Consider the following 23128-nt stretch of genomic DNA (forward strand, 5'->3'; position numbering starts at 1 on the left):
CGCGGGCGACATGGCGCGGCTGGAGCCGCGACCCGATGGCGGGAGAAACGCCTCCCGCCCCGGGGTGGTAGCTCCAGCCGCGCCATGGATCGCGGACGCCGCGGGGCGCCGCATCTGCGAGGATCGAGGGAGGCACAGGTGCGCGCAACGTGCCCCACACCCTGGAGATCCCCCGCATGACCGACACCGACGCGCCCGCGCGCCGCAGCCCCTTCCGCCGCGCCGCCGACACCGGCCCTCGCGCCTCCTTCCGCGAACTGCTGCCGTACCTCACCGAGCACAAGGGTCTGCTGGGACTCGCGATCGTGCTGAGCCTCGCGAGCGCGGCGCTCTCGCTCGCGCAGCCCGCCCTCGTGAGCCAGGTGATCTCGATCGTGGAGGCCCGCGATCCGCTGGGATGGCTCGCCTGGCTGCTCGTGGCGCTCGTGATCGGCAACGGCGTGGTCACCGCCGTGCAGCACTACCTGCTGCAGCGGGCCGGTACGAGCGTGGTGTTCTCCTCACGCCGCGCGCTCATCCGGCGGATGCTGCGGCTGCCGATCAGCGAGTTCGACACCCGCCGCACGGGCGACCTCGTGTCGCGCGTCGGCAGCGACACGACCCTGCTCTACGCCGTGCTCACCCAGGGGCTCGTGGATGCGCTGGGCGGCGCGGTCGTGTTCGTGGGCGCGATCGTCGGGATGGCGCTCATCGACCCGGTGCTGCTGGGCGCGACGGTGCTCGTGATCGCCGTCGCGATCGCCGTCGTCGGCGGACTCTCGGGCCGCATCCGCGTCGCCAGCCGGGAGCAGCAGGAGAAGGTGGGCGACGTCGCCGCGGGGGTGCAGCGCGCGATCGCGGCCATCCGCACGGTGCGGGCCGCGAACGCCACCGAGCGCGAGTCGGCCGCGGTCGAGCGCGACGCGCACGCGGCCTGGGGAGCCGGCATCCGGGTGGCGAAGGTGTCGGCGCTCGTCGTGCCGGTCGCGTCGATCGCCATGAACGTGTCGTTCCTCGTCGTGCTCGGTCTCGGCGGCTACCGCGTCGCCTCGGGTGCGATCACGATCGCCAGCCTCGTGGCGTTCATCCTGTTCCTGTTCCTCATGATCATGCCGCTCGGCCAGGCGTTCGGGGCCGTCACCTCGGTGAATCAGGCGCTCGGCGCGCTCGGACGCATCCAGGAGATCATGCGCATCCCGTCGGAGGACGAGGGCGACACCGCGATCGAGCCCGCCGCCGCCGTGGAGACGGATGCCGCGATCCGCTTCGACGAGGTGCGGTTCGCGTATCCCGAGCAGGCGCACAAGACGGAGAAGGAGAAGGTCATCGCGTCGACGCTCGGCGAGGACGCGCTCGAACCGGTGGAGAGGGAGGTACTGCACGGGGTGTCGTTCGCGGTGCCGCGTGGCTCGCGGGTCGCCCTGGTCGGACCGTCCGGCGCCGGCAAGTCGACCATCCTCGCGCTCATCGAGCGCTTCTACGACCCGACGGGCGGCGTGGTGCGCATCGACGGGGTGGACGTGCGCGCGCTCCCCCGTGAGGAGCTGCGCGGCCGCATCGGCTACGTCGAACAGGATGCCCCCGTGCTCGCCGGCAGCATCCGCGACAACCTCACCCTCGGCACGCCCGACGCGAGCGACGCCCAGTGCACCGAGGTGCTGCGCGCGGTGAACCTCGGGGAGGTGCTCGATCGCGACCCGGCCGGACTGGATGCGGCGGTCGGCGAGGAGGGCGTCATGCTGTCCGGCGGCGAGCGCCAGCGGCTCGCGATCGCGCGTGCGCTGCTCGCGGCCCCGCCGATCCTGCTGCTCGACGAGGCGACCGCATCACTCGACGGCGTGAACGAGCAGCTGCTGCGCGAGGCGATCGACGCGGTCGCCGAGGATCGCACCCTGCTCGTGATCGCGCACCGACTGTCGACCGTGGTCGATTCGGACCTCATCGTCGTCCTCGACCACGGCCGGGTCGTCGGGGTCGGCACGCACTCGGAGCTCGTGGCGTCGACGCCGCTGTACCGGGACCTGGCGAAGCACCAGCTGCTCGTGTGAGTCCATGGCGCGGCTGGAGCCGTGACCTCCGGGCGGGAGGCGTTTCCCCCGCCCGGAGGTCACGGCTCCAGCCGCGCCATGATCTCCGCTAGGTGTTCTTCCCCGACACGTTGTGAACGGCTGAGGTGAGCGAAGACCTCCGGGAACGATGTGGGTAACCACACTCAGATCGTTTCCACGGAGGTCTTCGTGACTCACGCTAACGCGCCGTTTACTCCGGAGGGCAGGGCGCGCCTTGCTCGTCTCATCGTCGATCAGGGCTGGCCGGTGCGGCGGGCTGCTGAGCGGTTCCAGTGCTCCCCGGCGACGGCTTCCCGTTGGGCGTGCCGCTACCGCGCCGGGCTGCCGCTGACCGATCGCAGCTCCCGACCGCACCGCAGCCCGTCGCGCTCGTCCCAGCGACTCGAGCGACGCATCGTCGCGTTGCGCTTCACCCGCCGTTGGGGTCCGCACCGCATCGGCTATCACCTCGGTGTTCCCCGCTCGACGGTCGGACGCGTTCTCGCCCGCTATCGGATGCCGCGACTTGTCCACGTCGATCAGGCCACCGGGCTGCCTGTTCGCGCGCCGAAGCCGGTCCGCTACGAGGTCGCCGCGCCGGGAGAGCTCGTCCATGTCGATATCAAGAAACTCGGTCGCATCCCGGATGGCGGCGGCTGGCGCATCCATGGTCGCGGTTCGACCCAGGATCGACGAGCCGGCTCGGCCCGGGATCGAGCCGCACGTCGCGGCGCGTCCCCTTCGCGCGGCTACACCTTCCTGCACCACGCGGTCGATGACCACTCCCGGCTCGCCTACTCCGAGCAACTCCCCGACGAACGCAAAGAGACCGCGGCCGGCTTCTGGCTCCGAGCCGCAGCGTTCTTCGCCGAGCACGGCATCACCGTCACCGCCGTGATGACCGACAACGGCTCCTGTTACCGATCACGCGCCTTCGCCGCCGCACTCGGCAACATCCAGCACCGCTGGACACGCCCCTACCGGCCGCAGACCAACGGCAAGGTCGAACGCTTCAACCGCACCCTCGCCACCGAGTGGGCCTACGCCGAGGCATACTCATCCGAGGCCACCCGCTCAGCCACCTACGCCGACTGGCTCCATCACTACAATCACCACCGACCCCACACCGGAATCGGCGGTCTCGTCCCCGCAGCCCGCGTTCACAACCTCACGGGGAAGAACAGCTAGGGGGTGGAGAGCTGGGCCGCGGCCCGCAGTGCGAGCGGCAGCTCGTCCTGCACCGCGGCGAGGCGGGCGGGATCCAGCGGCCGACCGTCGCGACGCGTCACGGTGAAGCGCGTACTCTCGCCCGGCAGCAGCTCGACGAGCATGCGGTCGACCCGCAGCTCGGCCGGCTCCACACCGAGCGCCGCGCCCAGCCGATCCGCGAAGAGCGCGAGCTCACGCACGACGGTCTTCGCGGCGACGTCGACCACGAGCGCCCCCTCCTCCACGGCGAGCCCGACGCTCCACTGCGGTGCCACGAGGGCCGAATGGCGGTCGGTGCGGTACGACCAGATGGCCCGCAGCCCGTCGGCATCCGCCACCAGGAACTCCCCCGCGGGATCGCCCGCCGAGGCGACCGCCGGGTTCAGCAGTGCGCGCGAGGTGCCGTCCGGTGCGGCCGAGAACGCCACGGTGGCCCGCGCGAGTTCGACTCCCTCGTGCGAGAACCGCCGTACGAGCGCCGACCCGGTCCACGGCGCGACACCGTCGTTCACGGCCACCAGCTCGAGCCCGGCGTCTCCGCTCGGGTCAAGTGTGCCGCCGGGTGCGACCGGCTGCACGGTGAGCAACCGCGGCGCGAACGAGCGCTGCAGGGCGAACCACAGCGGCTTCTCGATGCCGTCCACGTCGACCGCCGCCCAGCTGAGCACCGGCCAGCAGTCGTTGAGCTGCCACACCACGACGCCCGCACCGCGCTCGCGGCTGCGCAGCCACTCGGTGCCCGCCGTCATGGCGCGCGCCTGCACGAGCTGGGTCGCGAAGATCCAGTCCGCGGATGCGAGCGGGACGGGCAGGTGCGGCTGCAGGCCGCGGGCCAGCTTGTGCGCTCCCCCGATCGCCCGGAAGTGGTGCTCCACCTCCGGGTTGCCGGGCAGCAGTTCGCCGCTCGTGACCGCGCGGCGCAGCGTCGAGAACGCGGGCGGCGCGCACCATCCCATCTCGGAGACGAAGGCGGGGTCGTGGCGCCGGTAGTCGGCGTAGTCGAGGTCGTTCCAGGCGTCCCACAGGTGGCTCGGGCCGCCCGAGAAGCTGTTCGGATGCGTCTCGAGCGAGCCGCCCCACGGGCTGTTCGGCACATAGGGGCGCGTGGGGTCGAGGGCTGCCACGACGCCCGGCAGCAGCTCGGTGTAGAACTCGGAGCCCCACCCCGCACCGCCGACGATCTCGGGCCAGCCCCAGTCGTGCCAGCCCTGCACGCACTCGTTGCCGCCGCACCAGACGGCGACGCTCGCGTGGCTCGACAGCCGCGCGACCGCCTGCTCGGCCTCCTGCCGCACGAGCTCGCGCATCCGGTCGTCCTCGCGGTAGGCCGCGCAGGCGAAGAGGAAGTCCTGCCAGACGAGCAGTCCGCGCTCGTCGCACAGATCGAGGAAGTCCTCGGTCGCGAAGTAGCCGCCGCCCCAGATCCGCAGCAGGTTGGCGCCGCCGTCGACCGCCTGGTCGAGGCGCTGCGCGAGCCGCGCGGGCGTGACCTCCGCGATGAAGGGACGGTCGGGGATCCAGTTGTAGCCGCGGATGCGCACCCGGCGCCCGTTCACGACGATCGCCCAGCGGGTGCCGACCTCGTCGGGGGTCTCGTCGATCGCGATCGAGCGGATGCCGATGCGCCGCTCGAGCCGGTCGACGTCGCGGCCGTCGGCCTGCAACTCCACCTCGAGCCGGTACAGCGGCTGCTCCCCCAGCCCGACCGGCCACCACAGCGCAGGCGCGGCCACCTCGAGCGGCACCGCGAACTCGCGGGAGCCGGAGGAGGACGCGGATGCCGTGGCGATGATCGTGCCGTCGGGGCTCGCGAGCCGCGCGGTCACCCGGTACTCCGCGGCGCCGAGATCCGCGATCCGCGTCACCACGTCGACGCGCGCCGAGCCGTGGTCGTCGGCGAGGGTCACGAGCGGCCGCACCTGGTCGATGCGCGCGCGCCACGTCTCGAGCCGCACGCCGCGCCAGATGCCCGCCGTCACATAGTGGGGGCCCCAGTCCCAGCCGAAGTTGCAGGCGCTCTTGCGCACGTGCGGGTACGGCTCGTCGTAGGGGCTCGGCAGCGGACCGTGGGCGTGCTCGTCGGCGAAACCCGCCGCCCAGGCGGACGAGAACCGCACCTCGAGCTCGTTGGCGCCCGGTTCGAGCAGCGCCGTCACGTCGAAGCGGTAGGCGAGGTGCTGGTCCTCGGTGCGGGCGATCGAGCGCCCGTTGACGAGCACCTCGGCGATCGTGTCGAGCCCCTCGAAGACCAGGTCGACCTGCTCGCCGCTCGCCACGCCCTCGAACTCGAAGGAGCGACGATAGGCCCAGGCCGAGTGGCCGATCCACTCCTGGTCCCGCTCGCCGAATCCGACGTCCGGGTCGGTGAGCAGCCCCGCGCGGCGCAGATCCGTGTGGATCTGACCCGGCACGAGCGCCACGATGTCGCGGCCGTCGATGCCGTCCGGCGCGGGCGGGCCGGAGATCCGCCGCGCCGCCCAGACGCCGTCGAGCGTCTGCCGACGCACCGTGTCGGCTGCCTCGCGCACGCTCATCCCTTGAGCGCCCCCGCCGTGAGCGCGTCCTGCATGCGACGCTGCAGCGCGGCGTAGGCGATGTAGACCGGCACGAGCGCGATCACGGTGCCTGCGGCGAGCACGCCGTAGTTGGTCGAGTCGGAGATGAGCGTGGGCAGCGCCACCTGGATGGTGCGCACGTCGGCGCCCGTGCCCGTGATGGTGAGCGAGAAGAGGTACTCGTTCCAGAAGCCCAGCACCTGCAGGATCGTCACGCTCACGATGCCGGGGAGCGAGATCGGCACGAAGATGCGCAGCAGGATCGAGAAGTGCCCCGCGCCGTCCATCGACGCCGACTCCACGATCTCGTGGGGGATCGTCTTCATGAACTGCGTGAGCAGCAGGATCGACAGCGGCAGCGCGCTCGCCGGCAGGAACAGCATCTGGAATTCGCGCGTGTAGAACAGGTTCAGGTTGATCGCGAGCACCACGGTCGGGATGAGCGCGGCGAACGGCGGGATGAGGAACCCGGCCACGAAGCTGCTCGTGATCGCCTGCGCCACCTTGCCCTCGCTGCGCGCGAGCGCGTACGCGGCGGGGATCGCGAGCACGAGCGTCAGCACGACCGCGACGGCCGAGATGAGCACCGAGTTGGCCAGTCCCGCGCCGAGCGAGCCGCTCTGCCACGCCTCCCCGAAGTTCTCCCACAGCCACTGGGTGGGCAGGGCGAAGGGGTCGGTGAAGATCTCGATGTTGGTCTTGAGCGCGCTCGTGACCAGGTAGTACAGCGGGATGGCGAGCAGCAGCGCGTAGAACCAGGCGAGCACGGTGGAGAGCGGCCCCATCCGGTTGCCGGAGATGCGGCGGCTGCGGGCGCTCGTGCGGGACGGGCGGGCGGTGCGGAGAATCTGTGTCATGTCGATCAGGCCTGAGAACGGAGGATGCGGCGGATGAGCACCATGCCGATGATGCCGAGGAGGAGAAGGAGCACGCCGACGGCCTGGCTGTAGCCGAGGTCCTGCTGCGAGAACGCCTTCTGGTAGACGAGGAACGAGAGGGTCGTCGTGGAGGTGCCCGGCCCGCCCTTCGTGAGGATCAGGATGAGCGCCGCCGAGGTGAACAGCGTCCACAGGAACTGCAGCATCGTGAGGGTGCCGAAGTAGTCCTTGATGATGGGGTAGGTGATGCGCCACATCTTGCGGAAGGTGCCGGCGCCGTCGAGGTCTGCCGCCTCGAGCACTTCGGTGTCGACGCTCGACAGGCGCGAGGCGAACAGCACCGCGGTGAAGCCGATGCCCGACCACAGGTCGATCGCCATGATGCTGCCGAGCGCGGTGGCGGGGTTGGCGAGCCAGGCGGTCGTGATGCCGCCCAGGCCGATTCCCTCGAGCAGGCCGTTGAAGCCGCCGTTCGGCGAGAGCACGCCGTAGAACATGGTGCCCTTGATCGAGATCGAGATGAGGCCCGGGGTGAAGAACAGCACGCTCAGCACGCGGTAGCCGCGCGGCTTGGTGTTGAGGTAGTAGCCGAGCATGAACGCGAGCGGCATCATGATCGGGATCACGATGAGCACCTGGACGATGCTGTTGCGCAGCGCGTCGTGGAAGGTCGGGTCGGTGAGCACCCGCGCGAAGTTGTCGAGCCCGGTGAACGTCGCCGGGTAGATGAGCCCCTTCCACGACAGCGTGGCGATGGCGAACATCCCCAGCAGCGGCCCGATCGTGAAGAACGCGTACCAGGCGAGGGACGGGGTGGTCAGCCAGAGGATGGCGGGGGGCCGCCGCTTGGCCTTGACGGGTGCAGGTGCAGTTGCAGTCACAGTTTCGTGCCTTCCCAGAGGAGGTCGCCGCCGCGTGCCGCGGCGGCGACCTCCGTTGTGGTGCGAGGGCGGATCAGCCCTGGGTCGCCTTGTCGAGCCCGGCGCAGATGGTCTGGGCGTCGCCGCCGCCGTACGCCTGGGTGATCACCTGGATGAGCGGGTCGGACGCGCTGCCGATCCAGACATCCGGGAGCACCGCGTACGAGACCGAGTCGCCGAGGGCGAGCGCGGACTGGAGCAGCGGGTTGGTGGCCGAGGCCGAGAAGTCGCCGGCCACCGGGGTGACCAGGTTGGCGGTCTTCACGAAGTCGCCGATGGCGCCGTCCGCGTAGAAGGCCTTGACGAGCTTCTCGACGTTCTCGATGTGGCCCGCCTCAGCGCCCTTCTTGGTGACCATGAAGCCGACACCCGTGAAGCCCTGGAAGGCCGTGGGGGCGTCGAACACCGAGCCGTCGGGCAGCGGGAAGCCGCCGAGGGTGGTGTTGGCCGCGACGTCGTTGCCGGCGTCGACCGTGGCCGCGAAGGCCCACGAGCCGCCGGACATGATGGCCGCCTCGCCTGCGTTGTAGGTCGCGTACATGTCGTCGGCGGTGAAGCCGGCGACGTTGTCGACGAAGACGCCCGCGTCACGCAGCTCGGTGAACAGCTCGATGCCCTTCACGAAGCTGTCGCTCGCGCAGTATCCGCCCTCCTGCATGACCTGCTTGGCCTCGTCGGCCTTCGTGAAGGACTGGATGATCTGGTAGAAGAGCTTCTGGCCCGACCAGTCGTTGCCGCCCATGACGAAGGGGGCGATGCCGGCCGCGCGCAGCTTCTTCGCCGCGTCGATGAGCTCGTCGGTCGTGGTGGGCACCGCGTCGACGCCGGCGTCGGCGAGGAGCTTGGTGTTGTACCAGATCGGCCAGTTGAACCCGCTGAACGGCAGACCCTGCAGGGCGCCGTCGGAGGCTCCGCCGACGCGCCACTCGTCGAGCGCGGAGGCGTCGATGTCGAGGCCCCAGTCGGAGACGTAGTCGTCGGCGGCGACCGTCACGCCGGCGTCGAGCCAGCCGAGGGTCTTGTCGTAGAGGTTGACGATGACGAGGTCGGGCGACTTGCCGGCCGCGACCGCGGTCTCGACCTGGTCGTCGATGTTCTCGAGGCCCTCCGTCAGGGTGACCTTGATGCCGGTCTCGGCGGTGAAGGCGTCGAGGACGCGCTGCTGCGCCTCGGCCTCGGGGCTACCGGAGGCCCAGCGGGTGACGACGTTGATGCTGTCGGATGCCGCCGCGTCGTTCCCGCCACCGGCACAGCCGGTGAGGGCGAGGGCGACGGACGCCGTGATGGTGGCCGAAAGGACGACCTTCGACCTGCTGCTGCGATTCATGTGGCTCCTTTGCTCGGGGTGAATCGCGAACAGACTGACGCATCCGCAGCCGCATGTCAAATACTTAGATAACTAATTTATCTTTTCGTTGCGAAGGAGCTCGATGGAACCGCGACGCACGAACCGCGCCCGCGGAGCGGTGACCACGGCGGGCTCGGCCGCCGCGAGGGCTGCCAGGATCGACTCCCCCGTGAGCTCGCCGATCCGCTGCACGTCATGACTCATCGCGGCGAGCGGCGGCTCCGAGCGCTGGGCGAGCGCCGAGTCGTCCCAGGCCAGGATCGCGAGCTGCTCGGGCACCTCCACCCCGGCGCGGCGCGCCGCCGCGATCGCGCCGAGCGCCATCAGGTCGTTGTCGGCGATGATCGCCGTCGGCGCGTCATCGCCCGCGAGCAGGGCCGTCGTCGCGAGCTCCCCCGACTGCTCCGAATAGTCGCCGTCGGCCTCCCGGACCCGGATGCCGCGTTCGGCCGCCACCGCCAGGAACGCCTCGCTGCGGATCGCGGTGTGCGCGAGCGAGCGCGGTCCCGTGATGTGGCCGATGTGCTCGTGGCCCAGATCCGCCAGCACCTCCACCGCATCGCGCATCGCGAGGTCGTCCTCGGCCCAGACCGTCGGAAGACCGGAACCCGTTCCCGGGTCGCCGATGACGACCGCCGGCAGCCCGAGCCGCCGCACGAGGCTCACCCGCGGGTCGTCGGGCAGCAGGTCGATGAGCACGACACCCTCGACGAGGCCGTCGGCCGCCCAGCGTTCGATCGCCGCGGCCGCGGCCTCCGGATCGGGCACCACCTTGAGCAGGAAGGCGAACCCGTGCGGAGTGAGCACGCGCTCGATCCCCGCGATGAGCTCGTGGAAGAACGGCTCTGCGCCGAGGATCTCCGAGGCGCGCGCAAGGGCCAGACCCACACGTCGAACCATGGGCGCTCCTTCCGGGCCGATCCGCGGGTGCGGACTCGACTAACCTACTTGCACCGGTGACGCGAGGAAGGCGGACGTGGCCAGACGAGAACAGGTGACCGGCCCGGGCAGCCGCGCGCTCATCGTCGACATCGTGCGATCCGCGGGACCCATCAGCCGCGTCGAGCTCGCCGAGGCGACCGGCCTCACCCAGCCCGCCGTGTCGGGGATCGTGCGGCGGCTCATCGCCGACGGCGTCGTGCGCGAGACCGGCGAACTGGTCTCGACGGGCGGCAAGCCGCGCGCGCTGCTCGAGATCAACTCGCACGCCGTCTACGGGGTGGGGGTGCAGCTCGGCTACGAGGTGATCACCTGCATCGTCGCGGACACCACGGGCGGCGTCGTCGGCCGCCAGAGCGCCCCGGGCGGGTACGGACCCGCCGACGAGGTCACGGCACGCATTGCCGAGCTGTACCGCGACACCCTCGAGGGGCTCGAACTCGGCAACGCCACGATCGCGGGCCTCGCGGTGGTCGCGCCGGGCGCCATCGACCTCGCGGCCGGCACCTTCCTCGGCCCGCCCGCCCCGGAGCCCCTGCACGGCTTCCCGCTGCGCCGCGAGCTCGAGACCCGCCTCGGGGTGCCGGTGCTCGTCGAGAACGACGCGGCCGCCGCCGCGGTCGGCGAGTTCTGGAGCCGCCAGATCTCCCGCGACGAGGTGTTCGCGGTGATCTACCTGGGTTCGGGGCTCGGAGCCGGGCTCGTGCTCGACGGCGCCCTGTACCGCGGGTCGAGCTCGAACGCGACCGAGCTCGGCCACGTCTCGATCGACCCCCGCGGACCCGTATGCAGCTGCGGGAATGTGGGATGCCTCGAGCGGTATGCATCCTCCGCGGCGGTGCTCGACGCCGCCCGGGCGCATCCGCACCTGGCCGAAGCGCTCGCGGGACGCGACGAGGTGGACGCCTTCGACCGCCTCTCCCGCGCCGCCGTCGAAGGCGACCGGGAGGCGTCCCAGGTGATCGAGGCCGCCGCCGCCCGCCTGGCCGACGGAGCGCTCACCCTCGCCAACCTCCTCGACCTCGACCGCATCGTGCTCGCCGGACCCGGCTTCGCGATCGCCGGGTCGGTGTGGGCGCGCATCGTGCAGGAGCGCCTCGACGCGCGATCCTTCGCACGCGCCCTGCACGCGACGCGCGTCGAGCTCGCCTCCGATCCGCGCGACTCCGCCGCCATCGGCGCGGCGGCCCTCGTGCTGCAGGGCTCGGTGGCCCCCGGCCACGACCGCGGCGCCCGCTGAGACGCGCTCGAGGGGATCGCGCTACATCGGCGTGAGCGTGTACTTCGTGTCGAGGTACTCGTGGATCCCCTCGAGCCCGCCCTCGCGCCCGAGTCCCGACTGCTTCACGCCGCCGAACGGCGCCGCCGCGTTCGAGACGACGCCCACGTTGAGGCCCATCATCCCGGTCTCGAGCTGATCGATCATCCGCTGGCCGCGCGCCAGATCGCGCGTGAACACGTAGGAGACGAGCCCGTACTCGGTGTCGTTGGCGCGACGCACCGCGTCGGCCTCGTCGGTGAAGGTCGAGATGGCGAGCACCGGCCCGAAGATCTCCTCGCGCAGGATGTCCGAACCCGCGGCGACGTCCGCCACCACGGTCGGGGCGTAGAAGGTGCCCGGCCCCTCGAGTGCGCTGCCGCCGGTGCGCAGCTGGGCGCCGCGGGCGACGGCGTCCGCCACGAGGGCGTCGGCCTTCGCCACCGCGCGGTCGTCGATGAGCGGCCCGATCGTGACGCCCTCCTCGGTGCCGCGCCCCACCCGGAACGCCGCCACGCGCTCCGTGACCCGACGCGTGAACTCCTCCGCCACATCGGCGTGCACGAGGAAGCGGTTGGCGGCCGTACAGGCCTCGCCGATGTTGCGGAACTTGGCGAGCATCGCGGCGTCGACCGCGGCATCCAGGTCGGCGTCCTCGAAGACGATGAACGGGGCGTTGCCGCCGAGCTCCATCGAGGTGCGCAGCACCCCCTGCGCGGCCTGCTCGAGCAATTTCCGGCCCACCGGGGTGGAGCCCGTGAACGAGAGCTTGCGCAGCCGCGGGTCGCGGATGATGGGCTCGCTCACCGCGCCCGAGGTGGAGGTCGTGATGACGTTGACGACGCCGGCAGGCACACCCACCTCCTCGAGCAGCTTCGCGAAGTGCAGGGTCGTGAGCGGGGTGAGCTCGGCCGGCTTGATGACGACCGTGCAGCCCGCCGCGAGCGCCGGGGCGATCTTGCGGGTGGCCATCGCGAGCGGGAAGTTCCAGGGGGTGATGAAGAAGCACGGGCCGACCGGGCGCTGCGTGACGATCATGCGCCCCGTGCCCTCGGGGTTCGGCCCGTAGCGACCGGCGATGCGCGGCGCCTCCTCCGAGAACCAGCGCAGGAACTCGCCACCGTAGGCGACCTCGCCGCGCGCCTCGGCGAGCGGCTTGCCCATCTCGAGCGTCATGAGCAGGGCGAACTCGTCGGCGCGTGCCGTGAGCTGCTCCCACGCGGCGCGCAGCAGCTCGGCACGCGTCCGGGCGGGGGTCGCGGCCCAGGATGCGGCGGCCGCGACGGCGGCGTCGAGCGCCGCGATGCCGTCGGCGGGCGAGGCGTCGGCGATCGTGGCGAGCACCGCGCCCGTCGCGGGGTCGTGGACGTCGATGTGCCGGCCCGAGCTGCCGTCCACCCACTGCCCGCCGATGTACAGCTGCGTCGGCACCGTCGCCAGCAGCTCGCGCTCCGAGATCATGCCCTCATCCTCTCGCGTTCCCGTCCGGATCGTGAGGGGCCGCAGGGTGCTCGAGCCGCGGCGTGTCGGGGACGCCGTGCGACGGCTCATCCGATGCGGGCGCCGGCGTCCTCGAGCTCGACGAGCGCAGCGGCGCCCGAGACGGGGTTCACGGCGGCGACGAGCCCGGACAGCACCGTCACCTCGAGCCCGGCATCGAGGGCGTCGAGGGCCGAGGCGCGCACGCAGTAGTCGGTCGCGATGCCCACCACATCCACCGCCGTCACACCGAGCTGCGCGAGCACGTCCGGGAACGCGGTTCCGTCGTCGGTCGTGCCCTCGAAGATCGAGTAGGCGGGCACCCCCTGGCCCTTGCGGATGTGGAGGTCGACGAGCGAGACGTCGAACGCCGGGTGGTACTCGGCGCCCGAGGTGCCGGCGACGCAGTGGCGCGGCCAGCTCGTCACGAAGTCGGGCGCCGCGTCCGTCGCGAAATGGCCGCCGTTGTCGTCGTCGCCGTGGTGCCAGTCGCGCGAGGCGATCACCTGGTCGTAGCGACCCGGGTGCGCCTCGAGGTAGGCGGTGATCCCCGCCGCCACCGCGGCCCCGCCGTCGACCCCGAGAGCACCGCCCTCGGTGAAGTCGTTCTGCACGTCGATCACCAGCAGTGCCCGCGCCATCACGCCACTCCGATCAGTTGTTGGACAGGTTGTCGCCGCAGCGGAACGCCGCCGTCGCCAGGGTGTCGAGCGCCGCACGGGCGCTCTCCTTGATCCCGTCGCCGATCGCGTAGAACGTGAAGGTGAGCGGGGTCCCGTCGGCCGCGTTGATGTAGCCGGCGAGCGTGTACGCGGTGTCGATCCATCCGGTCTTCGCGAACACGGCGCCCCTGGCGGCGGCGTTGTCGCCCGTGAACCGGCTCTGCAGCCCGCCCGACTTGCCCGACACCGAGAGGCCGTCGCGCACCACGTCGAGGCCTGCCGTGCCGTCGCGCACCTGCCGCATGAAGCTCGCCATCACCGTCGCGGGCACGGCGTTGAGGTCGGAGAGCCCGGATCCGTCGCGGATTACGAGCCCCGCGGTCGGCACCTGCCAGGTGCTGCTCAGCTGCCCCGGGATCGCCTGCTGCAGCGAGGCCGCGGAGCCGTTCATCCCGGATTCCCGCGAGACGATGCGGGCGAGCATCTCGGCGAGCGTGTTGTCGCTCACGAGCAGCATCTGCTTGATGAGCGTCCGCAGCGGCTGCGAGGCGACCTCGCCGAACGAGGTCTGCCCGACCGCCGTGCCGAGCGCCGTGCCCACGGCGGGGTCGACGACCGTTCCCGAGGTGTCGGCGGCCTTGAGCGCCGCGAGGAAGGCGGCGCCGGCGCGCCCGATCGGGTCGGTCGAGCGCGGGCTCGTGGACTTGGTGGGGTCCGCGCGGTCGCCGTCGACCTGCAGGGCCGTGACCTCGGAGTGGTAGCCGATGGTCTGCTCGGAGCGCTTCCAGCTCGGATCCCACTTGTCGGCGGCGTTCCAGTAGCTCGCGTCGAGCACCACCTGCGTGATCGGGACACCGGGATGCGCCACCTGGTACGCGGCGATCGTCTGCTCGGCGAGAGTCTGGAGCTTGGGGGCGCCGGGGTAGAAGCTCTCCTGGCCGACCGGCAGCGCCGAGAGCGTCGCATCCCCCCTGCCGACGAGCACGATCGTGCCGGGCGTCGAGCCGTCGAGCACGCTCGTGCGGATCTGGAAGTCGGGGCCGAGTGCCGAGACGGCTGCCGCCGCGGTGAACACCTTCAGCACGCTCGCCGTGCGCGCCGGCGTGGCGCCGCCCCGGTCGAAGAGCACCTCGCCGGTGTCGGCGCGCAGGATCGTGCCCTGGAAGCCCATCAGCCGCGGGTCGGCGGCCGCTCCGGCGATCGAGCAGGTGCGCAGCCGACTCACCGTGGGCGGCAGGGTCGACACGGGCCGCGGCGGAGGCGGCGTCGAGACCTCCGGCTCGGGCGTCTCGACGGGCGCCTCGGCACGCGAGGCGTAGGCGACGCCGGCGAACACCGACCCCGTGCCCAGCAGCACGAACACGGCGGCCGCCGCCGACACGATCCACGCGGTCGGATGCTTGCGCAGGAGCGCGCCGATCCCGCCGCGCTTCGCCTCGCCCTGGGTCGCCGGGTCGCCGGGGACGGCCACGCTCTGCGCCTCCGCGGCGCGGGCAGCACGACGGGAGGTCGGTTGCTCGTCGGTCACCGGAACATGATAGCCGCGGGGCTCGGACGCGCCGTCGGCGCGGGCCTACTCGCCCGGGTACCGTAGGCCGATCTGCCGGCGGATCTCGTCGAGCGTCCCCATGATGGCGACCGTCTCCTCGGGCGGAAGGATCTCGCCCGCCGTGACGCCCGCCGCGACGAGCCGCTCCACCTCGGCGGCCTGGAACTGCATCCCGCGCCCCGGCACCGTGTGCTCGAAACGCTCCACGATGTCGCCCGCGGCGTCGAAGCGCGTGAACGAGGTGGCGTTGTACCAGTAGCTGTCGATCTCGATGCGCCCCTCGGTGCCGATGATCGCCGCCGTCACCGGCCCGCGGGCGTCCAGCTGGGTGTGCAGCAGCGCCTGCTCGCCGGCCGGGTAGCCGAGCACGATCGCGGTCTGCCGGTCGACGCCCGTCGCGGTGGGCGCGGCGATCGCGTGCACGCTGGCCGGGGCGCCGAACAGGTCCCAGGCGAACGAGACCGGGTAGATGCCGAGGTCCAGCAGGGCGCCGCCGCCGAGGTCCGGGTTCTGGATGCGGTGCCGGGGATCCTCCGGGAGCTTCTGGTCGTGATCCGCCAGCAGCGCCCGCACCTCGCCGAGCGCGCCGGAGGCGATGAGCTCGCGGATGCGGTGCATGTGGGGCAGCCAGCGCGTCCACATCGCCTCCAGCACGACGAGCCCCCTCGCGGCGGCCAGGTCGACCACGCGGCGCGACTGCGCGGCGTTGAGGGTGAACGGCTTCTCGACGAGCACGTGCTTGCCGTGCTCGAGCGCGAGCAGCGCATTCTCGGCGTGGAAGGGATGCGGGGTCGACACGTAGATCGCGTCGACCTCCGGGTCGGCCGCGAACGCCTCGTAGCTCCCGTGGGCGCGCGGGATGCCGTGCGCGGCGGCGAAGGCGGCGGCCGCGTCCTGCGTGCGCGAGCCGACCGCGGACACGGTGAAGCCGGTGAGCAGCAGGTCGGCGGTGAAGGTGCGGGCGATCCCGCCGGTGCCGAGGATGCCCCAGCGCAGTCGTTCGGTCATTCCCTCAGCGTAGGACGCGTCAGCAGCCGCCCCAGCGTGCCGCGGCCCGCGCGAAGCCGGCCCCGTCGTTCGGGAGGCCGCCGTGCACCATGGCGAAGCAGATGACGACGCCCGAGGTGCTTCCCGCGTAGCTCGGCCGGTAGAGCGCCTTCTGGTGCGAGGCGGATGCCCACCACTTCTGGGCGACGGTGGCGCCCGTGTTGCCGCTGCCGCCCGCGAGGTTCCCGTCGCATCCGACCGCGGGCAGCCCGTCGGAGCGCGGTGTGCCGTTGTGGCCCCAGGCGCTGTTGACGTCGGGGCTCGGGTCTTCCGCGATCCAGAACAGGCGCTGCTCCATGCACGGGTCGTAGCGGAAGTTGGCCATCGGCACGGGCTCGAGGCAGTTGGCGACGCGGATGGCGTTGAAGGCCTGCGCGAAGGACGCCAGGTCCGCCGAGGTGGTGCCGCCGACACCCCCCGCCGAGACGGCGCCGGGCGCGCCGCCGGGCGCGCCGCCGATCGCCGCAGGGCAGCTCTGGCCGGCGGCCGCGCGGGCGGCCTGACGGGCCGCGGTCCCCGCGCGCTTCGCAGCCGGGGTCTCGACGACGGGCTGCGGCTTCGGAACGGGCTTCTGGGCGAGATGCTCGGTGTCGACGCGCAGATCGCGTGCGGTCGGCGCCGCCGCGATCGCGGAGACCGCGGGCGTCGAGACGACCGCGACGGCGGCCGCGGTGTCGCCGATGCGTCCCTCGGTCACGAGCGCGGTGGTCGCGGCGACGGGGCCCGCGAGCCCCTCGCCGGCGTAGGCGGGTGCGCCGATCGATGGGCCGCCCCCGCCGACGAACGGCAGGCCGAGTGCGAGCACGGTCCCGAAGACCGCCCCCACGAACAACGAACGCCTGAGCAACTCTTGAACCCCCCAGTTCAAGACGGCTCCGCCTCCCCCCACAGGAGCCGGGTAGCGCGATCCCCCACGAACCGGCGCTACGGGTGCCAGGGTACGCCTGTCGTGAGCGCGCGCCCAACCCCCCGCCAGGGGGACGGCGCGACATGGCAGGTACCGGAGCCGCCTGTGGGAATCGAACCCACGACCTTCTCATTACGAGTGAGACGCTCTGCCGACTGAGCTAAGGCGGCGTGGCACCGGACGCATCCGGCACACGACCTCCGAGCATAGTCGATGTCGGTGGACGGGCCGAACGGGAGGCCTCAGCACATGGGGTCGGCGGCGGGCACCGTGCCGTCGACGAGGAAGTCGTCGACCGTGTCCGTGATGCAGTCGTTGTTGCCGTAGGCGGTATGCCCTTCGCCGTGATACGTGACGAGGTGGCCGCGCTCGAGCTGCGAGGCGAGCGCCTGCGCCCACACGTACGGGGTCGCCGGGTCGTTCGTGGTGCCGACCACGAGGATGTCGGGTGAACCCGGCGCCGAGATCGGTCCGCGCACGTTCTCGGAGAGGAACGGCCACTGCGGGCACAGGGTGCCGCCGAACGTCATCCACGGGCCGAACACGGGAGCCTCGTCCGCCAGCTGGGCCGCCTCGGTGCGCATCGTTGCCGGGTCGCCGTCGCTCGGATAGTCGAGGCAGTTGATCGAGATGAACGCCTCGGTGCCGTTCGAGGAGTAGCTGCCGTCGGCGTTGCGGTCGTTGTACACGTCGGCGAGGAAGAACGCGGTGCTCGCGCTCCCGGCGAAGGTGTCGGTGAACAGCTCGTCGAGGTAGCTCCAGTTGTCCTGGTTGTACAGCGGCAGGATGATCGCGCTGAACATCGTGCCCGCGCCGAGCCTCCGCCCGTCGTCGGCGGGGATCGGCGCGACGTCGAGCCGGTGCAGCTCGGCGGCGATCTCGGCGCGCGCCTCGTCGACGGTGCCCGCGAAGGGGCAGCCCTGCCGATCGACACAGTCGCTGAGGTACGCGGTGAGGGCGCCCTCGAAGCCGCGCGCCTGGGTGAGGGTCACCTCGAACTCGCTCGTCGACGGGTCGATCGCGCCATCGAGCACGAGCCGGCCGGCGCGCGTCGGGAACAGCGAGGCGTAGCTGGCGCCCAGGTAGGTGCCGTAGGAGTAGCCGAGATAGTTGAGCGTCTCGTCGCCGAGCACCGCCCGGGTCAGGTCGAGGTCGCGGGCGGCGCTCACGGTGTCGACATGCTCGAGCAGTGCGCCGGTGTGCTCGAGGCACGCCGCCCCGAACGCGCGGTGGGTGGCCTCGGTGGCGGCGATCCAGTCGTCGCTGCCCCGCACGCCGGGCACGATCCCGTAGATGTAGGCGTCGAGTTCGGCGGGGGTGCTCGTGCAGCTCACGGGCGTCGAGGCGCCGACGCCGCGCGGGTCGAAGCCCACCACGTCGAACTCGCGCTGCAGTCGTGCGCTCGTCGCGAAGTCGATCGAGTCGCGGATGAAGTCGACCCCCGAGCCGCCCGGGCCGCCGGGGTTCACCAGCAGCGAGCCCCGCGCGGCACCGCCCGTTGCGGGCTGACGGATGAGCGCCAACTCGATCGTGTCGCCGCCGGGATCCGCCCAGTCGAGCGGCGCCGTCACGGTGCTGCACTGCAGCCCGCTGCCGCATCCGCTCCAGCTGAGCACCTGATGGTAGAACGGCACCAGCTCCGCGGGCACCTCCTCGCCGGTCGGCGTCGAGACGGCGGACGGGCGGTCCTGGGGAAGGAACCACGAGACGCACCCCGTGAGCGTCAGCAGCGCCGCGATCGCCGCGGCCCCGGCGCGGAGCACGACGCCCCGGCGACCTCGGCTCATCGAGCGCCCGCCGCGTCGCGCCGGATCGCCGTCACGAGCAGCGCCTCGAGCGCGAGCGCCGGGGCGACGTTGCCGTCGATGCGGGTGCGCGCCTCGGCGATCGCGTCGAGCGTCGCGAGCGTCTGCGCGGGCATTGCGCGCGCGGCGGCGGTCGCGAGCTCCGAGTAGATGGCGAGGTTGACGGGCTCGAGGTCGACCCCCAGCTGCAGCAGCAGCACGTCGCGGTACAGCGAGAGCAGGTCGACGAGGATGCGGTCGAGCCCGTCGCGCAGGCTGCGGGTCGCCCGGCGTTTCTGGTCCTCCTCGAGGGCCTTCAGCTGGGCGCGCAGCGCGGGCGGGACGGTGCCGCCGGGCTCGACCCCGAGCGAGCGCAGCGCCTGCTCGCGCTCCTGCGCGTCGCGCTCCTCCGTGATCGCCCGGGCATCCTGCCCCGCGATCTCGAGCAGTTCGGCGGCCGCCTGCACGGCACCCGACACGCCGCGGATGCCGAGGGCGAGCTCCATGGTGCGCCGACGGCGGCTGCGCGCGAGCTCGTCGGTGGCCAGCCGGTGCGCCATGCCGATGTGCGCCTGCGCCTCGCGCGCGGCGCGGGCCGCCTCCGGCAGGCTCACGCCGTCGCGCCGCGAGATGAGCGCGGCGACGTCGTCGACGCTCGGCACCCGCAGCCGCACGGTGCGCACGCGCGAGCGGATGGTCGGCAGCAGATCGGCTTCGCTCGGTGCGCACAGAATCCAGATGGTGCGCTCGGGCGGCTCCTCGAGCGCCTTCAGCAGCACGTTCGAGGTGCGCTCCGTCATCCGGTCGGCATCCTCGATCACCATCACCCGGTATCGGCCGACCGCGGGCGAGAACTGGCTCGCCGCCACGAGTTGGCGCACGTCCTCGATCTTGATGATGACGGCCTCGGTGCTGAGCACGCCGAGATCCGGATGCGTGCGGGCCGCGACCTGCGCGGCTGTCGCCTCGAGGTCGTCGCCGCGTGCGATCAGCTCGGTCGCGAAGGCGTAGGCGAGCGTCGAGCGACCCGATCCGGGCGGCCCGGTCACAAGCCAGGAATGCGCGAGCCCGTCGCCGGCGGCCGCGGCACGCACGAGCCGGATGGCCTCGTCCTGGCCGGTGAGCTCGTCCCAGATCGCGTGCATCTGCACAGGCTACGCGAGCAGCACCGACACCCGGTCCCGGATGCGCTCCGCGAGCTCCTCGATGGATGCCGTCGCGTCGAGCACGAGGAAGCGCTCCGGTTCCGCCGCCGCGAGCGCCAGATAGGACTCGCGCACCCGGTGGTGGAACTCGGCCCCCTCCGCCTCCAGGCGGTCGTAGCGGGTGCGGGAGTCGTCGAGCCGCCCGCGGCCGGTGGCCACGTCGAGGTCGAGCAGGATCGTCAGGTCGGGGAGCAGCCGCTCGGTGGCCCACAGCGACAGCTCGCGCACCTCCCCCGGGTCGAGCACGCGCCCCGAGCCCTGGTAGGCGACCGAGGAGTCGAGGTAGCGGTCCTGGATGACGATGTCGCCGCGCTCGAGCGCCGGCCGCACGACGGTGGCGATGTTGTGGGCGCGGTCGGCCGCGTAGATGAGCGCCTCGGCTCGGGGGGCGATGTAGCCGCGACGGTGCAGCACGATCTCGCGCAGTTCGAGCCCGAGCTCGGTGCCCCCCGGCTCGCGCGCGTGCACGACGGTGCGGCCGGCCGCCGTGAGCCATCCGGTCAGCAGCGCCGACTGCGTCGACTTGCCGGACCCGTCGCCGCCCTCGAAGGTGAGGAAGAGGCCGCGACCCACGTCAGCGCTTCTTCGCGGCCGGGCGCTTCGCGGCGGTCGTGCGCGTGGTGCGCGGCTTCGCCGGCCCCTTGGCGCGCTTGTCGGCCAGCAGCTGCACGGCGCGATCGAAGTCGACCGCCTCGACGCTCTCCCCGCGCGGGATCGTGGCGTTCGTCACACCGTCCGTCACGTACGGGCCGAACCGGCCGTCGCGCACCCGGATGGGCTTGCCGCTGACCGGGTCGGCGTCGAACTCCTTGAGCGCGCTCGACGGGCGGCGCGCGCCGTACTTCGGCTGGGCGAAGATCTCGAGCGCCGCGGGCAGCTCGATCGTGAAGATCTGCGCTTCGCTCTCGAGCGAGCGGCTGTCGGTCCCCTTCTTGAGGTAGGGACCGTATCGCCCGTTCTGCGCGGTGATCGGCTCGCCCGACTCGGGATCGGCGCCCACCGTGCGCGGCAGGTCGAGCAGCTGGAGGGCCGTCTCGAGGTCGACGGTCGCGGGATCCATGTCCTTGAAGAGGGATGCCGTGCGCGGCTTGGGTGCCGCGGTCTTCTTGGCGGCCGCCTTCTTCTTCGGTTTCGCCTCGACCACCTCACCGGTCGCCGCATCCACGGTGAGACCGTCGACGTCGGTCACCTCGGCCTCCGGCTCCGGCTCGAGCTCGGTCACGTAGGGGCCGTAGCGGCCGTCCTTGGCGACGACCGTCTTGCCGGTGGCGGGGTTCACCCCGAGCACCCGGTCGCCGACGACAGGCGCGTCGATGAGCTCGCGGGCTTTCGCGGGGGTGAGCTCGTCGGGGGCGAGCTCCTCGGGCACGTTGACGCGCCGCGGGGTGTCGGAGCCCTCCTCGACCACCTCGAGGTAGGGGCCGTACTGGCCCACCCTCAGGATGATGCCGTCGTCGATGCGGATCGAGTTCACCTCGCGGGCGTCGATCTCGCCGAGGTTGTCGACGATCTCGCGCAGGCCCTGGTGCTCGCCGCCGCCGAAATAGAACTGGCTGAGCCACTCCACACGGTCGGTCTCGCCGTCGGCGATCTTGTCGAGGTCGTCCTCCATCTCGGCCGTGAAGTCGTACTCCACGAGCTCCGAGAAGTGATCCTCCAGCAGCCGCACGACGCTGAACGCGATCCAGCTCGGAACGAGCGCCTGGCCGCGTGAGGTGACGTACCCGCGATCCATAATCGTCGAGATGATCGAGGCGTAGGTGGACGGGCGGCCGATGCCGAGCTCTTCGAGCGCCTTCACGAGGCTCGCCTCCGTGTAGCGCGGCGGCGGCGTGGTCTCGTGGCCCTTCGCCTCCAGTTCGGCGAGCGCGAGCGCCTGCCCCTGCTCGAGCGGCGGCAGCTTCGCGTCGTCGGCCTCCGCGTTGCGCACCTCGTCGCGGCCCTCCTCGTAGGCGGCCTGGAAGCCGCGGAAGGTGATGACGGTGCCGGATGCCGTGAACTCGGCCTGCGCGCCTTCGCCGCCGTCGGCCGCGATCGTGACGGTCGCGGTGGACCCCTTGGCGTCCGCCATCTGCGAGGCGACCGTGCGCTTCCAGATGAGGTCGTACAGCTTGAACTCGTCGCCGCGCAGCTGGGAGCTCAGCTCGGCGGGAGTGCGGAACACGTCGCCGGAGGGGCGGATGGCCTCGTGCGCCTCCTGCGCGTTCTTCGACTTCGAGGCGTACACCCGGGGCTTCTCGGGGATCGAGTCGGCGCCGTAGAGCTTCACGGCCTGGTTGCGGGCGGCGTCGATCGCCTGCTGCGAGAGCGTCGTCGAGTCGGTGCGCATATAGGTGATGTAGCCGTTCTCGTAGAGCGACTGCGCGAGGCTCATCGTCACCCGGGCCGAGAACCGCAGTTTGCGGGAGGCCTCCTGCTGCAGCGTCGAGGTGGTGAACGGCGCGGAGGGTCGACGCGAGTAGGGCTTCGTCTCCAGCTTGAGCACCTCGAAGCGGGCGGCGTCGCTGCGCAGGGCGTCGACGAGGGTGTCGGCGCTGCGCTCGTCGAGGGCGACGGCATCCGCGGTCAACCGGCCGCTGTCGTCGAAGTCGCCACCGGTCGCGACGCGCTTTCCGTCCACCCGGACGAGCCGTGCCGAGAAGGTCGACTCGGCGTCGGCGGGGGTGAACTCGGCCACCAGATCCCAGTACGACGCGGAGACGAAGGCGAGGCGCTCGCGCTCACGGTCGACCACGAGCCGGGTGGCGGCCGACTGCACGCGGCCTGCCGAGAGCTTCGGGCCGACCTTGCGCCACAGCACGGGCGAGACCTCGAAGCCGTAGAGGCGGTCGAGGATGCGCCGGGTCTCCTGGGCGTCGACGAGCGCGGTGTCGAGCTCGCGCGGGTTCTGCTCGGCGCGCTGGATGGCGTCCTTGGTGATCTCATGGAACACCATGCGCTTCACGGGCACCTTGGGCTGCAGCACCTCGAGCAGGTGCCAGGCGATGGCCTCCCCCTCACGGTCCTCATCCGTGGCGAGGTAGAGCTCGTCGGCATCCTTGAGCGCTCGCTTGAGCTCGGCGACCGTCTTCTTCTTGCTGTCCGAGACGACGTAGTAGGGCTCGAAGCCGTTGTCGACGTCGACCGAGAACTTGCCGACGCTGCCCTTCTTGAGCTCGGGCGGGAGGTTCTTGGTGTCGATCAGATCGCGGATGTGACCCACCGAGGCCTGCACCTCGTATCCGTCTCCGAGGTACTGCGCGATCGTGCGCGCCTTCGCGGGCGACTCGACGATCACGAGCTTCTTGCTGGCCACGGCGGAGTCCTCTCTATCCGGAGCACACCATACACACACCTTTCGCGAGCAAGCTCGCCGACGGCA

Annotated in this window: 17 protein-coding genes and 1 tRNA gene; 3 read left to right on the top strand and 15 right to left on the bottom strand. The window is 71.7% G+C overall.

Translation table 11 applies throughout. The features are described 5' to 3' along the window. The first annotated feature begins 176 nt into the window (after window positions 1-176). Complete coding sequence (locus FLP23_RS00760) at window positions 177-2027, top strand: ABC transporter ATP-binding protein (RefSeq protein ID WP_149324117.1); 1851 nt, start codon at window positions 177-179, stop codon at window positions 2025-2027. A gap of 189 nt (window positions 2028-2216) precedes the next feature. Next, entirely contained in the window at window positions 2217-3215 is a 999-nt protein-coding gene (locus FLP23_RS00765; protein WP_149324118.1) for an IS481 family transposase, read from the top strand. Here FLP23_RS00765 and FLP23_RS00770 read toward each other — a convergent pair. The 5 genes from FLP23_RS00770 to FLP23_RS00790 all read right to left on the bottom strand — a co-directional run bounded on the left by FLP23_RS00770 (window position 3212) and on the right by FLP23_RS00790 (window position 9837). Continuing rightward, window positions 3212-5764: a glycosyl hydrolase 2 galactose-binding domain-containing protein gene (locus tag FLP23_RS00770; protein ID WP_210413896.1), complete on the bottom strand. Its 2553-nt coding sequence runs from the start codon at window positions 5762-5764 to the stop codon at window positions 3212-3214. The genes FLP23_RS00765 and FLP23_RS00770 overlap by 4 nt on opposite strands. Window positions 5765-5766: 2 nt before the next feature. Beyond that, window positions 5767-6648 carry a carbohydrate ABC transporter permease gene (locus FLP23_RS00775; protein ID WP_211645737.1) on the bottom strand — a complete coding sequence of 294 codons (882 nt, stop codon included), beginning with the start codon at window positions 6646-6648 and terminating at the stop codon, window positions 5767-5769. 5 nt (window positions 6649-6653) lie between these two features. Further along, a complete protein-coding gene (locus tag FLP23_RS00780; RefSeq protein ID WP_210413898.1) occupies window positions 6654-7550 on the bottom strand; it encodes a carbohydrate ABC transporter permease in 897 nt (298 codons plus the stop codon). 73 nt (window positions 7551-7623) lie between these two features. After that, entirely contained in the window at window positions 7624-8916 is a 1293-nt protein-coding gene (locus FLP23_RS00785; protein WP_149324121.1) for an ABC transporter substrate-binding protein, read from the bottom strand. 72 nt (window positions 8917-8988) lie between these two features. Beyond that, a complete protein-coding gene (locus FLP23_RS00790) occupies window positions 8989-9837 on the bottom strand; it encodes a LacI family DNA-binding transcriptional regulator (RefSeq protein ID WP_210413900.1) in 849 nt (282 codons plus the stop codon). A gap of 76 nt (window positions 9838-9913) precedes the next feature. On the opposite strand from FLP23_RS00790, the gene FLP23_RS00795 reads away from it, so the two are divergent. After that, window positions 9914-11116 (top strand): ROK family transcriptional regulator, encoded by a 1203-nt coding sequence (locus FLP23_RS00795; protein ID WP_210413902.1) that lies wholly within the window; start codon window positions 9914-9916, stop codon window positions 11114-11116. 21 nt (window positions 11117-11137) lie between these two features. Here FLP23_RS00795 and FLP23_RS00800 read toward each other — a convergent pair whose 3' ends face one another. From FLP23_RS00800 to topA, 10 genes are all read right to left on the bottom strand, one after another. Continuing rightward, on the bottom strand, window positions 11138-12595 hold the full coding sequence (locus tag FLP23_RS00800) for an NAD-dependent succinate-semialdehyde dehydrogenase (protein ID WP_149324122.1): 1458 nt from the start codon (window positions 12593-12595) through the stop codon (window positions 11138-11140). Window positions 12596-12681: 86 nt separating this feature from the next. Next, a complete protein-coding gene (locus FLP23_RS00805; protein WP_149324123.1) occupies window positions 12682-13254 on the bottom strand; it encodes an isochorismatase family protein in 573 nt (190 codons plus the stop codon). Window positions 13255-13267: 13 nt separating this feature from the next. Next, window positions 13268-14803, bottom strand: a complete 1536-nt coding sequence (locus FLP23_RS00810) for a D-alanyl-D-alanine carboxypeptidase/D-alanyl-D-alanine-endopeptidase (protein WP_246140006.1) — start codon at window positions 14801-14803, stop codon at window positions 13268-13270. A 45-nt stretch (window positions 14804-14848) separates the two neighbouring features. Continuing rightward, the gene (locus tag FLP23_RS00815) at window positions 14849-15832 is read right to left on the bottom strand and encodes a Gfo/Idh/MocA family protein (RefSeq protein ID WP_149324124.1); all 984 of its coding nucleotides are present in this window, start codon (window positions 15830-15832) and stop codon (window positions 14849-14851) included. 19 nt (window positions 15833-15851) lie between these two features. Then, the gene (locus tag FLP23_RS00820) at window positions 15852-16697 is read right to left on the bottom strand and encodes a hypothetical protein (RefSeq protein ID WP_149324125.1); all 846 of its coding nucleotides are present in this window, start codon (window positions 16695-16697) and stop codon (window positions 15852-15854) included. 178 nt (window positions 16698-16875) lie between these two features. Next, window positions 16876-16948 (bottom strand) — tRNA-Thr (locus FLP23_RS00825). A gap of 72 nt (window positions 16949-17020) precedes the next feature. Beyond that, window positions 17021-18565 (bottom strand): alpha/beta hydrolase, encoded by a 1545-nt coding sequence (locus tag FLP23_RS00830; protein ID WP_149324126.1) that lies wholly within the window; start codon window positions 18563-18565, stop codon window positions 17021-17023. Further along, the gene (locus FLP23_RS00835) at window positions 18562-19707 is read right to left on the bottom strand and encodes a DNA polymerase III subunit delta' (protein WP_149324127.1); all 1146 of its coding nucleotides are present in this window, start codon (window positions 19705-19707) and stop codon (window positions 18562-18564) included. Before FLP23_RS00835 ends, FLP23_RS00830 begins: the two co-directional genes overlap by 4 nt. A gap of 9 nt (window positions 19708-19716) precedes the next feature. Next, window positions 19717-20340 (bottom strand): dTMP kinase, encoded by a 624-nt coding sequence (tmk, locus tag FLP23_RS00840; protein WP_149324128.1) that lies wholly within the window; start codon window positions 20338-20340, stop codon window positions 19717-19719. A 1-nt stretch (window position 20341) separates the two neighbouring features. Next, window positions 20342-23062: a type I DNA topoisomerase gene (topA, locus tag FLP23_RS00845; RefSeq protein WP_149324129.1), complete on the bottom strand. Its 2721-nt coding sequence runs from the start codon at window positions 23060-23062 to the stop codon at window positions 20342-20344. Window positions 23063-23128: the final 66 nt, after the last annotated feature.

Origin of the sequence: Protaetiibacter larvae (assembly GCF_008365275.1) — a bacterium.
GTDB lineage: Bacteria > Actinomycetota > Actinomycetes > Actinomycetales > Microbacteriaceae > Homoserinibacter > Homoserinibacter larvae.

Coding starts and splice junctions, on each gene's coding strand:
- FLP23_RS00760 (WP_149324117.1), top strand. CDS start 177: ATGACCGACACCGACGCGCCCGCGCGCCGCAGCCCCTTCCGCCGCGCC.
- FLP23_RS00775 (WP_211645737.1), bottom strand. CDS start 6,648: ATGACACAGATTCTCCGCACCGCCCGCCCGTCCCGCACGAGCGCCCGC.
- FLP23_RS00785 (WP_149324121.1), bottom strand. CDS start 8,916: ATGAATCGCAGCAGCAGGTCGAAGGTCGTCCTTTCGGCCACCATCACG.
- FLP23_RS00790 (WP_210413900.1), bottom strand. CDS start 9,837: ATGGTTCGACGTGTGGGTCTGGCCCTTGCGCGCGCCTCGGAGATCCTC.
- FLP23_RS00800 (WP_149324122.1), bottom strand. CDS start 12,595: ATGATCTCGGAGCGCGAGCTGCTGGCGACGGTGCCGACGCAGCTGTAC.
- FLP23_RS00805 (WP_149324123.1), bottom strand. CDS start 13,254: ATGGCGCGGGCACTGCTGGTGATCGACGTGCAGAACGACTTCACCGAG.
- FLP23_RS00815 (WP_149324124.1), bottom strand. CDS start 15,832: ATGACCGAACGACTGCGCTGGGGCATCCTCGGCACCGGCGGGATCGCC.
- FLP23_RS00830 (WP_149324126.1), bottom strand. CDS start 18,565: ATGAGCCGAGGTCGCCGGGGCGTCGTGCTCCGCGCCGGGGCCGCGGCG.
- FLP23_RS00835 (WP_149324127.1), bottom strand. CDS start 19,707: ATGCACGCGATCTGGGACGAGCTCACCGGCCAGGACGAGGCCATCCGG.